This is a genomic window from Mesorhizobium calcicola (assembly GCF_042682105.1).
In the GTDB taxonomy this organism is placed as follows: Bacteria; Pseudomonadota; Alphaproteobacteria; order Rhizobiales; family Rhizobiaceae; genus Mesorhizobium; species Mesorhizobium calcicola.
This window is the reverse complement of record NZ_JBHUGY010000035.1, coordinates 1-14,022: the sequence shown is the minus strand read 5'-3', so window position 1 is coordinate 14,022 and position 14,022 is coordinate 1. Positions and strand designations below refer to the sequence as shown.

Sequence of the window (14,022 nt, the reverse complement as noted above, 5' to 3'; positions counted from 1 at the left end):
TCAGAGCGCCCCGATCTTTGCCGAAATGGTGAAGTGTTCGCCGTCCTGGCCGGGAACCCTGACCACGGGCGAGGCGAATTCGGGTGCCGAAAACAGCGGCGAATCGTCGATCGGCTTGATCAGCTCCGCGGCGGAGGCGGAAAAGCCTGTGATGGTCAGGTCGTCGCCCTTGGCCGAAAGATCGGTCAGCCAGGCCGAGTCGGGAAGCAGGTGCGTCAGTTCGGCCCAGACGCGCACCAGCGACGCCGTCGTTTTCTTTTCCGTGCGGATCTTTTCGATTTGCTCGATGCCGGTCTGGCGCTTCTGCAGCGAGGTGCGTGCCGCCTTGGCCAGCACCTGTGCGTCGGCGATCTGCGCATCCAGTTCCGCGCCGGCCTGCCAGGTGCGCCAATGCGCATGAGCGAAGGTGACCAGCGCTGCCGCGGCGAGCACCGAACAGGCCGTCACCCAGACGGTTCTGGCGCGCCGGTCGCGCGCGGTCGGTGGCCAGATGGCGGCGAGGCTGAGCGGATCGGCCCGCAGGGTGCTGTCCGGTTGCGCAAGCGACAGGCACCGGACCGACCCGCCGGCCCGGCGGACCGTGTCAAGCACCGCGGCAAGCGTCTTCGCCTTGACGACATAGTAGAAGCAGTCCTGCCCGACCTGCCTGGCGAAGACGACATGCACCTGCGCCGGGTCGATCGGCGTCGAGGCCAGAAGGTCGAGCTCGGCCATGTCGCGCGCTTGCCGAAGCGGCAGCCGCCGCGCCGCCAGTTGCCGGGTCAGGAACAGGCCGGGCTGGATCACGATATCGAAGGTCGGCCGCTTGCGCCGAGACCCACCCTGGAGAAGTGCGAGAATTTCGTCCGAAGAGGCGGCGAGTGCCAACGGGATCGACTGGAATTCTGGCGCGTTGGCCTCGCGGGCGCGAATGCCGTCATCGGCCAAGCTGACGATCCAGTCGCCTGTGGAAGATCGCTTTTGTCTGGGCGCGACCCGCGACCAGACCCCTCGCAGCTCATCGAGCCACCAGTCGAAAAAATCCAGAACCTGCGCGTTGAGTGTCGCCACAGTCAGCCGCCCGCCACTCCCGCTGATTCTCAGCCGAGGTTTTCGGTGCGAGACTACTACAATTGCCGATGTGATGCGGATATTCGCGAAGGCGAGGGAGGGCGGTTAGCCACAGCTTTTGTTTTGGGGTGGGTGCCAGGGAAGGCGTGCCATGCAGTTAATCTACACGCTGTGACGGTCGGGCGAACGAGTAAAAAGTGCACTGTCACCGTAATTCCCGCGACCGGAAGGACACGGAAAAAAGTGCACTGTCACCGTAATACCCAGGTTTTCTGTAACCCTCTAATTCAATTGGCTCACAGATTAATGGTGAGAACTGGTATTGATTTATTTCTTATTTTCTGACCGAACTTTTAATCGTCTTATCCATTCGTTTGAATCTTCTTTGAGCGCTTCAAATATTGGCCAGGCTGCCGCCGGGCGAGCCAGTCTATCACAGCCAGCTTCCGAGCGTGCGGGCACAGGCCGCGAACTCCAAGGAATGAACGCTGGCGAGATAGTCGCCCGTCGCCATCGGATTGCAGAGATCAGCGAATGTCGGGATTGTCGGATCATACCGCATTGCACAATTGCTTCGCTTGGTGACAATGCAGGCATGGTCCGAACCGCACTCGCCGTCCTGGTGATCGATGAAAACCGCATCCGCGCCGCGATCATCGAGGCGGGGTTGCGCGAGGCCGGCCATGAGCGGGTCACCGTCATCCATGACGTGACCGGCATTGCGCGGCGCATCGCCGAGATCGAGCCCGACGTCATCGTCATCGATCTCGAAAATCCGAACCGCGACATGCTGGAAAACATGTTCCAGCTGTCGCGCGCGGTGAAGCGGCCGATCGCCATGTTCGTCGACCGTTCAGACCAGGCATCGATCGAGGCAGCGGTCGATGCCGGCGTTTCGGCCTATGTCGTCGACGGCCTGCGGCAGGAGCGCGTCAAGCCGATCCTCGACATGGCGGTCAGCCGCTTCAACGCATTTTCGCGCATGGCGCGCGAACTGGAAGAGGCCCGCAGCGAGCTCGAAAGCCGCAAGGTGATCGACCGCGCCAAGGGCATCCTGATGAAGTCGCGCGGCCTGAGCGAAGAGGCGGCCTACACGCTGCTGCGCAAGACGGCGATGAACCAGAACCGCAAGATCGGCGATATCGCCCAGAGCCTGGTGACCGCCGCCGGGCTGCTGGGACCGGCGGAGGACGAATGAAGATGGGCGCCGAGCACCAGATCACCGCCGGCTTCATGCCGCTGTTCGACAGCGCCGTGCTGGTCGCGGCCGGCGAGCTTGGCTTCGCCGCGCGCGAAGGCATCGACCTCACGCTGCACCGCGAGACGTCCTGGGCCAACATCCGCGACCGCATCGCCATCGGCCATTTCCATCTCGCGCATATGCTGGGACCGATGCCGCTCGCCTGCAATCTCGGACTGACGCCGCTTGCTTCAGAGACCATCGTGCCGTTCTCTCTCGGTCTCGGCGGCAATTGCGTCACCATTTCCAATGCCGTCTGGGCCGGGATAGTGGCGCATGGCGCAGAGCCCGATCTCGATCCGGCGCGCGCCGGTGCGGCCCTTGGCGCGCTCATCCGCGAGCGCGCCGCTGCCGGCCGCGACCCGCTGCGCTTCGCCGTGGTGCATCCGCATTCCGGGCACAATTACGAACTGCGCTACTGGCTTGCCGCCTGCGGCATCGATCCGACGCGCGAGATCGAGATCGTCATCGTGCCGCCGCCCTTCATGGCCGACGCGCTGGCCACTGGGCGGATCGACGGCTACTGCGTCGGCGAACCCTGGAACAGCGCCTCGGTCGCCGCCGGCACCGGCCATATCGTCACCGTCAAGGCGCTGTTGTGGCGCAACAGCCCGGAGAAGGTGATCGGCGTGCGCAAGGCCTGGGCCGAACAGTCCCCCGACGCGTTGGCGGCGCTGCTGCGCGCGCTGCATCACTCGGCGCGCTGGTGCCAGGATCCGGCCAACCATGGCGAATTGGCCGCAGTGATGGCGCAGCCCGGCTTCCTCGGCCTGCCGCCTGCGGTCCAGATGCCGATCCTGACCGGCCATCTCCAATTGGGCGGCGGGGCGGAGCTAGATATCGAGGACTTCTTCCTGCCCTTCGACAAGGCGGCGAACTTTCCCTGGAAGAGCCATGCGCTGTGGTTCTACACGCAGATGGTGCGCTGGGGACATGTCGAACACACGCCGGAAAATCTCACGATAGCCCGCGACTGCTACCGGCCCGACCTCTACCGTTCGGCGCTGAAGCCGCTTGGCGTCGCACTTCCCGGGGCCAATTCGAAGGTCGAGGGCGCGCTTCGTGTGGCCACCGCGGTCGGCGCGACCGGGGCCGGCCTGGTGCTTGGCCCCGATGGTTTCTTCGACGGCCAGATCTTCGATCCCGATGAGATCGACGCCTACATCGCCGGCCAGAAATCGGTCCGCGCGGAAGCCTGATCATTTCTGCGCCATTCTTGTGCATTGCACAAAAATTGTGCGCGCGATTGCACCAATGAACAATCTTTGGCCTGCCCGCTCTGTCTACCGGTGCGCCAGTGAACGGCCCTCACGACTGATTTCATTGATGTTTTTGCTTTCATTCCGAACTGGCACGGTTCCTGCTTTGAAACAGCCAGGCCCTTAGCGGGTCACGGAACAGGCGTCCAATGGCGGGCGCTACAGGCAAAGCTGCCGCTCAGGTCAAGACGTGATCCGGATTTTCGGACGCGAGGGCCTGGCCGGCGGCTTTTTTGTTTTGGCCCAACAATCGACGGCGCGGACCGCGTTCAACCGGAGACCACGATGAAGAAAACGATGAAGACATGGATCGGAACTGGAACATCGCCCAGGGATGTGACGCGCCGCGATTTTCTTGTCAGCAGTGCGATGACGGCGGGGCTGTTCATGGCGGCCCGCAAGCTCTTCCCCTCCGGCGCTTACGCGGCCACGACCGCACCGGAAGTCACCGGCGCCAAGCTCGGCTTCATCGCGCTGACCGATGCGGCGCCGCTGATGATCGCCAAGGAGAAGGGGCTGTTCGAGAAGTTCGGCATGCCCGATGTCGAGGTGCTCAAGCAGGCTTCCTGGGGCGCGACGCGCGACAATCTGATGCTCGGTGGTGCCGCCAACGGCATCGACGGCGCCCATATCCTGACGCCGCTGCCCTACCTGATGCACACCGGCAAGGTGACGCAGAACAACCAGCCGATGCCGATGGCGATCGTGGCGCGGCTCAACTACGACTGCCAGGGGATTTCGGTCGCCCAGGAATATGCCGGAACTGGTGTCGGCCTCGACGCCTCGAAGCTGAAGGATGCCTTCGCCGCCAAGAAGGCTGCCGGCAAGGAGGTCAAGGCCGCCATGACCTTCCCGGGCGGCACCCATGATTTGTGGCTGCGCTACTGGCTGGCCGCCGGCGGCATCGATCCCGACAAGGATGTCTCGACCATCGTCGTGCCGCCGCCGCAGATGGTTGCCAACATGAAGGTCGGCAACATGGACGTGTTCTGCGTCGGCGAGCCGTGGAACGAGCAACTCGTCCACCAGGGCGTCGGCTTCACCGCCGCCACCACCGGTGAATTGTGGAAGGGGCATCCGGAAAAGGCGCTCGGCTTGCGCGCCGAGTTCATCGACAAATACCCGAACGCCACCAAGGCGATCCTGATGGCCGTCATGGAAGCCCAGCAATGGTGCGAGGCCAAGGAGAACAAGGACGAGATGGCCGCCATCATCGGCAAGCGGCAATGGATGAACGTGCCCGTCGGCGACATCATCGGCCGCCTCAAGGGCGACATCAACTACGGCAACGGCCGCGTCGCCACCGGCACCGATCTCTACATGAGATTCTGGAACGGCGGTGTGTCCTATCCGTTCAAGAGCCATGACTCGTGGTTCCTCGCCGAGAACGTCCGTTGGGGCAAGTTCGCGCCGACCACCGACATCAAGGCGCTGGTCGATCAGGTCAACCGCGAGGATCTGTGGCGCGAGGCGGCCAAGGACCTCGGCGTCGCGGCAGCCGACATTCCGGCGTCCTCGTCGCGCGGCGTCGAGACCTTCTTTGACGGCAAGATCTTCGATCCGGCCAACCCGTCCGCCTATCTCGACAGCCTGAAGATCAAGGCATCGGCATAGCCGGCGCAAGCGGCGCATTGCGTCGTTTGTCGCCACCAGCGCAACGGCGCCCCTTGCGGCGTTGCCGCTCGAAGGACCTGCCCACAAGGAGTTTTTCCCAGACATGTCGATCCAGACAATCGAGGACACAACGGTGAAAGCGTTCCCCGCCAAGCCAGCGGAGGTCATCGCCTTCACCGCCAAGGCGCGGCGCCGCTTCGATGCGATGGCGATCGCCGGCAGGCTGGCCAGCGCGCTGGTGCCGCCGGCCATCGTCATCGCCCTCATGCTGGTCGTCTGGCAGATCGCCTGCTCGTCGCCGACCGCCAGCCTGCCGCCGCCGAGCCAGGTGTGGAACGAGGCCTACGACCTGATCGCGCACCCGTTCTTCAACAATGGCCCGCAGGATATCGGGCTCGCCTGGCGGGTGCTGATCTCGCTGCAGCGGGTCGCCATCGGCTTTGGCCTGGCGGCGATCGTCGGCGTGGCGCTCGGCGCGCTGGTCGGCCAGTCGATCTGGGCAATGCGCGGCCTCGACCCGGTGTTCCAGATTCTGCGCACCGTGCCGCCGCTGGCCTGGCTGCCGCTGTCGCTGGCGGCATTCCGCGATTCCAGCCCGTCGGCGCTGTTCGTCATCTTCATCACCTCGATCTGGCCGATCATCATCAACACCGCCGTCGGCGTGCGCAACATCCCCGAGGACTACCGAAACGTCGCCCGCATCCTGCGGCTCAACCAGTTCGAGTTCTTCGTCAAGATCATGGTGCCGGCCGCAGCACCCTACATCTTCACCGGCTTGAGGATCGGCATCGGCCTGTCCTGGCTCGCCATCGTCGCCGCCGAAATGCTGACCGGCGGCGTCGGTATCGGCTTCTTCATCTGGGACGCGTGGAATTCGTCGCGGCTGCCCGACATCATCGTCGCGCTCGCCTATATCGGGGTCACCGGCTTCTGCCTCGACCGCCTGGTCGCGGCGGTCGGCGCCTTCGTCACCCGCGGCACAACGGCAAAGTGAGGAGAGGGCGATGACGGCCTATCTGAAGCTCGACCATATCGACAAATCCTTTGCCCGTGGCAATCAGGTCAGCGACGTGCTGAAAGACATCCGGCTGACCATCGACAAGGGCGAATTCGTCTCCATCATCGGCCATTCCGGCTGCGGCAAGTCGACCTTGCTCAATTTGATCGCCGGCCTGACCAAGGTGTCCGCCGGCGCCGTGCTGCTCGAGGACAAGGAGGTCGACAGCCCTGGACCCGAACGCGCCGTGGTGTTCCAGAACCACAGCCTGCTGCCGTGGCTGACCGTCTACGAAAACATCAATCTGGCGGTGTCGAAAGTCTTTGGCCGCAGCAAAAGCAAGGCCGAGCGGCATGACTGGATCATGCGCAATCTCGACCTCGTGCAAATGGCGCATGCCAGGGACAAGCGCCCGGCGGAAATCTCGGGCGGCATGAAGCAGCGCGTCGGCATCGCCCGGGCGCTGGCTATGGAGCCGAAGATCCTGCTGCTCGACGAGCCGTTCGGCGCGCTCGACGCGCTGACGCGCGCCCATCTGCAGGATGCGGTGATGGACATCCATTCGCGGCTCGGCTCGACGACGATCATGATCACCCACGATGTCGACGAGGCGGTGCTGCTCTCCGACCGCATCGTCATGATGACCAACGGTCCGGCGGCGACCATCGGCGAGGTGCTTGCGGTGCCGCTGGCGCGCCCACGCCGGCGCGTCGAACTCTCGTCCGACCGCACCTTCCTGCGCTGCCGCGAGGCGGTGCTGAAGTTCCTCTACGAACGCCACCGCTTCGTCGAAGCCGCGGAGTAGCAACATGAGCGAAAAACTCGTCATCATCGGCAACGGCATGGCTCCCGGGCGGATGCTGGAGCACCTGCTGGAACAGGCGCCCGGCCGTTACACCGTCACCATCTTCAACGCCGAGCCGCGGGTCAATTACGACCGCATCATGCTGTCGCCGGTGCTGTCCGGCGAAAAGGCCTATGAGGAAATCATCATCCATGGCGACGGCTGGTACATCGCCAACAACATCACCCTCTACAAGGGCCACAAGATCATCGCCATCGACCGGGCGGCGAAGACCGTCACCTCCGACCATGGCGTCACCGAGCCCTACGACAAGCTTGTCATCGCCACCGGCTCGGTGCCGTTCATCATTCCGGTGCCCGGCCATGATCTGCCGGGCGTGCTGACCTATCGCGACCTCGACGATGTCCAGGCGATGATGCTCGCCGCCCAGTCGCGGGCCAAGGCCGTGGTCATCGGCGGCGGCCTGCTCGGGCTGGAGGCCGCCGCCGGCCTCAACGCGCAAGGCATGGATGTCACCGTGCTGCATGTCATGCCGACATTGATGGAGCGCCAGCTCGATCCGGCCGCCGGCTATCTCCTGCAGCGCGCCGTCGAGCAGCGCGGCATCAAGGTCATCACCAAGGCCAACACAAAGGCGATCACCGGCAACGGCAAGGTCGGTCAGGTGGAACTGGCCGACGGCACCGTCATTCCGGCGACGCTGGTGGTCATGGCGGTCGGCATCAGGCCGAATTCGGCGCTGGCGAAAGAGGCCGGCATTGCCGTCAATCGCGGCATCGTCGTCGACGCCGGCATGCGCAGCAACGATCCCGACATCTACGCGCTCGGCGAATGCGCCGAGGTCAACGGCCAGGTCTACGGGCTGGTCGCACCGCTCTACGAGATGGCGCGCGTTGCCGCCCACCAGCTGGCCGGCAACGAGAAGGCGGCGTTCGTGCACATGGACACGCCGACCAAGCTCAAGGTCACCGGCATCGACCTGTTCTCGCTCGGCGACTTCGCCGAAGGCGAAGACCGCCAGGAGATCGTGCTGCGCGATGCGGCGGCCGGCGTCTACAAGCGCCTGGTGCTGAAGGACGACCGCATTATCGGCACCGTGCTCTATGGCGAGACGGCGGACGGCGCCTGGTTCAACGACCTCAAGAAAAAGCAGACCGACATTTCCGAAATGCGCGACACGCTCATCTTCGGCCAGTCCTACCAGGGGGGTGCCCCGCTGGACCCTATGGCGGCCGTTGCAGCCTTGCCGGATGATGCGGAAATCTGCGGCTGCAACGGCGTTTGCAAGGGAAAGATCACGGGCGCGATCACGGCCAAGGGGCTGACCTCGCTCGACGACGTGCGCGCCCACACCAAGGCGTCGGCCTCCTGCGGCTCCTGCACCGGGCTAGTCGAGAAGCTGATGGTGCTGACCATCGGCGACAAATACAACCCGGCGGCGGTCCAGCCGATGTGCGGCTGCACCACGCTCGGCCATGACGAGGTGCGCCGGCTGATCATGGCCAAGCGCCTGAAGACCATTCCCGCCGTCATGCAGGAGCTGGAATGGACGACTTCCTGCGGCTGCGCCAAATGCCGGCCGGCGCTCAACTATTACCTCGTCTGCGACTGGCCGGACGACTATGCCGACGACTACCAGTCGCGCTTCATCAACGAGCGCGTCCACGCCAACATCCAGAAGGACGGCACCTATTCGGTGGTGCCGCGCATGTGGGGCGGCGTCACCAATGCCGCCGAACTACGCGCCATCGCCGACGTCGTCGACAAGTTCGAGATCCCGATGGTCAAGGTCACCGGCGGCCAGCGCATCGACATGCTCGGCATCCGCAAGGAGGACCTGCCGGCGGTGTGGGCCGATCTCGGCCAGGCCGGCTTCGTCTCCGGCCATGCCTATGCCAAGGGCCTGCGCACCGTGAAGACCTGCGTCGGTTCCGACTGGTGCCGCTTCGGCACGCAGGATTCGACGGGGCTGGGCATCCGCATCGAGAAATTCATGTGGGGCTCGTGGACCCCGGCCAAGGTCAAGATGGCGGTGTCGGGTTGCCCCAGGAACTGCGCCGAGGCGACCTGCAAGGATGTCGGCGTGATCTGTGTCGACAGTGGCTACGAGATCCATTTCGCCGGCGCCGCCGGCCTCGACATCAAGGGCACCGAAGTGCTCGGCCTGGTCAGGACCGAGGATGAGGCGCTCGAACACATCGTGGCGCTGACGCAGATGTATCGCGAACAGGGCCGCTATCTCGAGCGCATCTACAAATGGGCCAAGCGCATCGGGATCCCCGAGATCAAGCGCCAGATCATGGATGACGATGCCAAGCGCAAGGCCTATTTCGACCGCTTCGTCTTCAGCCAGAAATTCGCCCAGGTCGACCCGTGGTCGGAACGCGTTTCCGGCAAGGACAAGCACGAATTCCGGCCGATGGCTTCGGTGGGCTTTGCGCAGGCGGCAGAGTAGGGACTTACCTCCCCCATCATGGGGGAGGTCGCGGCGAAGCCGCGGGTGGGGGTGCTACGCCGCACCCCACCCGGACCTTCGGTCCGACCCTCCCCATCAAGGGGAGGTGGGTGCCAGGCCGGTGAACGCCTCGCAACGAAATATGTTGAGGACATAGATGATGAACTGGGTATCAATAGGCTCCCTCTCCGACATCCCGCGCCGTGGCGCGCGCTGCGTCGCTACGCCTGAGGGAAGAATCGCTGTTTTCCGCACTCAGGACGATCAGGTCTACGCCATCGACGACAATTGCCCGCACAGAGGCGGGCCGCTCAGCCAGGGCATCGTGCACGGCACCGCGGTGACCTGCCCCTTGCACAATTGGGTGATTTCGCTGGAGACGGGCAGGGCACTCGGCGCCGACGAGGGCGCGGTGCGCACCATTCCGGTGCGGATCGAAGGCGAGCGTCTGTTCATCGCGCTGGAAGCGCTGGCCAGCCGCGCGGCCTGAGACATGGAGATTGACGAAGCGCGCGAGGTGAGGACCACCTGCCCCTATTGCGGGGTGGGCTGCGGCGTGCTGGCGAAGGTCGCCGCGGACGGGCAGGTGTCCGTCCGCGGCGACCCCGACCATCCGGCCAATTTCGGCCGGCTCTGCTCCAAGGGCTCGGCACTTGCCGAGACCATCGATCTCGACGGCAGGCTGCTTTATCCGGAAATCCACGGCCGCCGCACCGCCTGGGGCGAGGCGCTCGACCTCGTCGCCTCGACCTTCTCGCAAACCATCGCCGAGCACGGCCCCGAAGCCGTCGCCTTCTACGTCTCGGGCCAGTTGCTGACCGAGGACTATTACGTCGCCAACAAGCTGATGAAAGGTTTTGTCGGCTCGGCCAACATCGACACCAATTCGCGCCTGTGCATGGCCTCCTCGGTCGCCGGCCACCGCCGCGCCTTCGGCTCGGACACCGTACCGGGCACATACGAGGATCTGGAGCTCGCGGACCTGATCGTGCTGGTCGGATCCAATCTCGCCTGGTGCCATCCCGTGCTCTACCAGCGCATCGCGGCGGCCCGGGAAAAGCGGCCGGAGATGAAGATCGTGCTGGTCGACCCGCGCCGCACGATGACCGCTGACATCGCCGACATGCACCTGCCGATCGCGCCCGATGGCGACGTCGCTCTGTTCACCGGCCTGCTCGCCTATCTCGGCCAGCACAACGCGCTGGATCGCGCCTACATCACGGCGCATACGACAGGTTTCGGGCAAGCGCTTTTCGCTGCCTCCGCGCTCGACCTTGCCGGCGTTGCCGCCGCCACGGGCCTTGGCGAGGATGAGCTTGGCCGCTTCTACAGCCTGTTCGCAGCGACCGCGAAAACCGTGACGGTCTACAGCCAGGGGGTGAACCAGTCGTCGTCGGGCACCGACAAGGTCAACGCCATCATCAACTGCCATCTCGCCACCGGCCGCATCGGCAGACCCGGCGCCGGGCCGTTTTCGGTGACCGGCCAGCCCAACGCCATGGGCGGCCGCGAAGTCGGCGGCATGGCCAACATGCTCGCCGCCCATATGGAGATCGAAAACCCCGACCATCGCGAGCGCGTGCGCCGTTTCTGGAATGCGCCTGACATCGCCGCAAAGCCCGGCCTGAAAGCGGTCGAGATGTTTCGAGGCTTGGCCGACGGACGCATCAAGGCATTGTGGATCATGGCCACCAATCCGGTCGATTCGATGCCGGACGCCGATGCGGTCGAAGCGGCGATCAAGGCCTGCCCGTTCGTCGTGGTGTCGGACGTGCTGGCCAGGACCGACACCGTCCGCCACGCCCATGTCCGGCTGCCCGCCGCCGCCTGGGGCGAGAAGGACGGCACCGTCACCAATTCGGAGCGCCGCATCTCGCGCCAGCGCGCGTTCCTGGACCTGCCCGGCGAGGCGCGGCCCGACTGGCAGATCGTCGCCGAGGTGAGCAAGCGGATGGGTTTTGACGAGGCGTTTTCCTATGCGTCGCCATCGGAGGTATTCGCCGAACATGCGGCATTGTCGGGGTTCGAAAATGACGGCGCGCGGGATTTCGATATTGGTGCTTGTGCAGGGATCGATGACGACGGGTATGGGGAATTGGCCCCGTTCCAGTGGCCGGCACCGAGCCAAGGCACCCCCCTCTGGCCTGCCGGCCATCTCCCCCGCAAGGAGGGAGATCAGCTGTTGTCGTGGCCTTCGCCAATCACCAGCGGTGCAAGAGATACGCCAGCGCCAAAGCCGCCGATCTCCCCCCTTGCGGGGGAGATGGCCGGCAGGCCAGAGGGGGGTGCTCAAGCTGGATGTCAGCCAGACATGGGCATTCAGCCGAGAATTGCCTCACCCAGCATCCGCTTCTTCGCCGATGGCAATTTCTACACACCCGACCGCAAGGCGCGCTTCATCGCGGTTCGCCCCACCGTCGAGACCCGGACCAGCCCGGACTATCCGCTGATCCTCAACACCGGCCGTATCCGCGACCACTGGCACACCATGACGCGAACCGGCAAAAGCCAGCGGCTGTCCCAGCACATTGCCGAGCCCTTCGTCGAAATCCACCCGGAGGATGCGCAGCGCTTCGGCATTGGCGACGCCGACATCGTGCGCGTTTCCAGTCCGCGCGGCGAGGTGCTGGTGCGCGCGCTGGTGACGGCTCGCCAGCGCCAGGGCAGCCTGTTTGCACCGATGCACTGGACGGATCAGTTCTCGGCGAAGGGCCGGCTCGATACGCTGACCGCGCCGCTGACCGATCCGGTGTCGGGCCAGCCGGCGCTGAAACATGTCGCCGCCCGCATCGAGAAATTCGCCGCAAAAGCCTTCGGCTTCGCCGTGATGTGGCAGAGGCCGGCGCCTGATACCGCAAGCTACTGGGCCGTGGCCAAATGCAAGGGCGGCTGGCGGGTCGAGCTCGCCTTTGCCGATGACGACATCGACTGGACGGGTTTCGCCGGAGCGTTGTTCGGCACATCACCGGGCGCCGAAATCCTCGCCTATCATGACCGCGACGCCGGCCAGCATCGCATCGCCGCCTTCGACGGCGATCATTTGTCCGGCGCCTTGTTCGTCGCGCCCGGCCCGGTCGCGGTGTCGCGCGGCTGGGCGGCGGAACAATTGACCGCCGATCATGCCGACCGGCGCGGCAGGCTGGCGATCGTGGCCGGGCGGCCGGGCGGGATCGAGGTCGACCGCGGCGCCATCGTCTGCTCCTGTTTCGGCGTCGGCGCCAACCAGATCGCGCAAGCGGTGCGAGGCGGCTGCAACAGCGTCGAGTCCATCGGCGCGGCTCTTCACGCCGGCACGAATTGCGGCTCCTGCCGTGCCGAGATCCGGGTCATCGTCGACGCACAAATTCTTCAGGCAGCCGAGTGACGAGCGCCAGCGCGTGCCGGGAAGGCGGCGCGGGGATCGCACCGCGCGGAGATCGAGGCGGTCCTGGTCAAATGGGCCTGTGCGATGGCGCCAGTTGGGCTATGCTGGTGCCAAGCGTGCAGCCTCATCGGCGAGCATGAGTCGTCTTCAGTCAGGATCATCCAATGGCAAATCCTCCGCGTCGCCCGACAAATCCAATGACGGCGGCGGAAGCTGCCTTCAAGCCAGTCAAGAAGCCGGTTGCTCCGGTTCGCGAGCCCTCGGCCGCTCCCGGGGTCAGGGAGCTTGTTTCGATCAGGATCGATCGAGCCGTGCTGGACCATTTCCAGGCGGACGGGCCCGGCTGGCAGGACCGGATCAACGACGCATTGCGGCACGCCGTGGAAGGACAGCCGCTTGCCGCCGGAGCCAATCGTCCAGACGACGATTAGAGCCTACGCCGGCTCACGCCTCGAAGTGCAGGATGTAAAGCTTGCGCGTCGGCTCGTGGATCGTCCATTCGCCTTTCCAGCCTTTCGGCAACACAAGCACTTCGCCTGGGCCGACCTCCTTGCTGCGGCCATCGGGACCATGCAGCGAGACCCGGCCCGACACGATGTGGCAGGTTTCGGAATTGCCGTCGCGCGATGCGGTGAACCGGCCGGGCGTGCACGTCCAGACGCCGACTTCGAGTGTCCCGTCCGGCGACGTCCACAGTGTCTTCGACGCTTCGAGCTGATTGCCGCTGATCGAGGTCGGCTTGGGCTCGGGCTCGCCGAGATGGATCGAGGCGAGATGGGCGAAGGTCTGGAAGTCGGTCATGGGCAGGCTCCGGGCAGGCACTGAAAGCGCTTTTCGATCCGATGTGCGGGCCGCAGGGCTCAATGCCCGGTGATGCGGTCGGCGATGGCGGCCAGTTTCGACGTGTGCCGGAGGCCGGCTTCCTCGCGCTCGTCGGCGACGCGATAGAGCTGATACATCGAGTGGACGCCCAGCCAGCGCATCGGTTCCGGTTCCCATTTGCTGACCCGGCGGTTGACCCAGGGCAGGCGGGTCAGTTCGGTGTCGCGGCGCAGGATGAGATCGCGCAGCGTGCGGCCCGAAAGGTTGGAGCTCGATACGCCGAGCCCGACATAGCCGCCGGCCCAGCCGATGCCGGTCTCAAGGTCGAGGCCGGCCGTCGTGCACCAGTCGCGCGGCACGCCGAGCACGCCGCACCAGGCGTGGTCGATGCGAAGCTTGGCTGTCTGCGGCAGCAG

At 65.1% G+C, this 14,022-nt stretch carries 11 protein-coding genes and 1 pseudogene; 9 read left to right on the top strand and 3 right to left on the bottom strand.

Annotation, left to right across the window (positions count from 1 at the left end; all coding sequences use genetic code 11):
* Nucleotides 1-1,050, bottom strand: a complete 1,050-nt coding sequence (locus tag ACFSQT_RS23195; RefSeq protein WP_379022506.1) for a PilN domain-containing protein — start codon at nucleotides 1,048-1,050, stop codon at nucleotides 1-3.
* A gap of 595 nt (nucleotides 1,051-1,645) precedes the next feature.
* On the opposite strand from ACFSQT_RS23195, the gene ACFSQT_RS23190 reads away from it, so the two are divergent.
* From ACFSQT_RS23190 to ACFSQT_RS23150, 9 genes are all read left to right on the top strand, one after another.
* Nucleotides 1,646-2,248 (top strand): ANTAR domain-containing response regulator, encoded by a 603-nt coding sequence (locus tag ACFSQT_RS23190; RefSeq protein WP_379022504.1) that lies wholly within the window; start codon nucleotides 1,646-1,648, stop codon nucleotides 2,246-2,248.
* A gap of 2 nt (nucleotides 2,249-2,250) precedes the next feature.
* Entirely contained in the window at nucleotides 2,251-3,489 is a 1,239-nt protein-coding gene (locus tag ACFSQT_RS23185; protein WP_379022701.1) for a CmpA/NrtA family ABC transporter substrate-binding protein, read from the top strand.
* Nucleotides 3,490-3,834: 345 nt separating this feature from the next.
* Entirely contained in the window at nucleotides 3,835-5,163 is a 1,329-nt protein-coding gene (locus ACFSQT_RS23180; RefSeq protein ID WP_379022502.1) for a CmpA/NrtA family ABC transporter substrate-binding protein, read from the top strand.
* A 103-nt stretch (nucleotides 5,164-5,266) separates the two neighbouring features.
* The gene (gene ntrB, locus ACFSQT_RS23175) at nucleotides 5,267-6,157 is read left to right on the top strand and encodes a nitrate ABC transporter permease (protein ID WP_379022500.1); all 891 of its coding nucleotides are present in this window, start codon (nucleotides 5,267-5,269) and stop codon (nucleotides 6,155-6,157) included.
* Between the two features lie 10 nt (nucleotides 6,158-6,167).
* A complete protein-coding gene (locus ACFSQT_RS23170; protein ID WP_379022498.1) occupies nucleotides 6,168-6,965 on the top strand; it encodes an ABC transporter ATP-binding protein in 798 nt (265 codons plus the stop codon).
* Nucleotides 6,966-6,969: 4 nt separating this feature from the next.
* Nucleotides 6,970-9,420: a nitrite reductase large subunit NirB gene (nirB, locus tag ACFSQT_RS23165; RefSeq protein ID WP_379022496.1), complete on the top strand. Its 2,451-nt coding sequence runs from the start codon at nucleotides 6,970-6,972 to the stop codon at nucleotides 9,418-9,420.
* 160 nt (nucleotides 9,421-9,580) lie between these two features.
* Nucleotides 9,581-9,910: a nitrite reductase small subunit NirD gene (nirD, locus tag ACFSQT_RS23160; protein ID WP_379022494.1), complete on the top strand. Its 330-nt coding sequence runs from the start codon at nucleotides 9,581-9,583 to the stop codon at nucleotides 9,908-9,910.
* Between the two features lie 3 nt (nucleotides 9,911-9,913).
* Nucleotides 9,914-12,784: a nitrate reductase gene (locus ACFSQT_RS23155; protein ID WP_379022492.1), complete on the top strand. Its 2,871-nt coding sequence runs from the start codon at nucleotides 9,914-9,916 to the stop codon at nucleotides 12,782-12,784.
* Between the two features lie 164 nt (nucleotides 12,785-12,948).
* A complete protein-coding gene (locus ACFSQT_RS23150) occupies nucleotides 12,949-13,215 on the top strand; it encodes a BrnA antitoxin family protein (RefSeq protein ID WP_379022488.1) in 267 nt (88 codons plus the stop codon).
* Nucleotides 13,216-13,228: 13 nt separating this feature from the next.
* Here the strand turns inward: ACFSQT_RS23150 and ACFSQT_RS23145 are convergent, their stop codons facing one another.
* Complete coding sequence (locus ACFSQT_RS23145; protein WP_379022486.1) at nucleotides 13,229-13,585, bottom strand: cupin domain-containing protein; 357 nt, start codon at nucleotides 13,583-13,585, stop codon at nucleotides 13,229-13,231.
* A gap of 59 nt (nucleotides 13,586-13,644) precedes the next feature.
* Nucleotides 13,645-14,022 (bottom strand): annotated as a pseudogene (locus ACFSQT_RS23140) (FAD-dependent oxidoreductase); the annotation flags it as partial.

Bases quoted from the DNA above. Each gene is read 5' to 3' on its own strand.
- ACFSQT_RS23190 (WP_379022504.1), top strand. From the start codon at position 1,646: ATGGTCCGAACCGCACTCGCCGTCCTGGTGATCGATGAAAACCGCATC.
- ACFSQT_RS23185 (WP_379022701.1), top strand. From the start codon at position 2,251: ATGGGCGCCGAGCACCAGATCACCGCCGGCTTCATGCCGCTGTTCGAC.
- ACFSQT_RS23180 (WP_379022502.1), top strand. From the start codon at position 3,835: ATGAAGAAAACGATGAAGACATGGATCGGAACTGGAACATCGCCCAGG.
- ntrB (WP_379022500.1), top strand. From the start codon at position 5,267: ATGTCGATCCAGACAATCGAGGACACAACGGTGAAAGCGTTCCCCGCC.
- ACFSQT_RS23170 (WP_379022498.1), top strand. From the start codon at position 6,168: ATGACGGCCTATCTGAAGCTCGACCATATCGACAAATCCTTTGCCCGT.
- nirB (WP_379022496.1), top strand. From the start codon at position 6,970: ATGAGCGAAAAACTCGTCATCATCGGCAACGGCATGGCTCCCGGGCGG.
- nirD (WP_379022494.1), top strand. From the start codon at position 9,581: ATGAACTGGGTATCAATAGGCTCCCTCTCCGACATCCCGCGCCGTGGC.
- ACFSQT_RS23155 (WP_379022492.1), top strand. From the start codon at position 9,914: ATGGAGATTGACGAAGCGCGCGAGGTGAGGACCACCTGCCCCTATTGC.
- ACFSQT_RS23150 (WP_379022488.1), top strand. From the start codon at position 12,949: ATGGCAAATCCTCCGCGTCGCCCGACAAATCCAATGACGGCGGCGGAA.
- ACFSQT_RS23145 (WP_379022486.1), bottom strand. From the start codon at position 13,585: ATGACCGACTTCCAGACCTTCGCCCATCTCGCCTCGATCCATCTCGGC.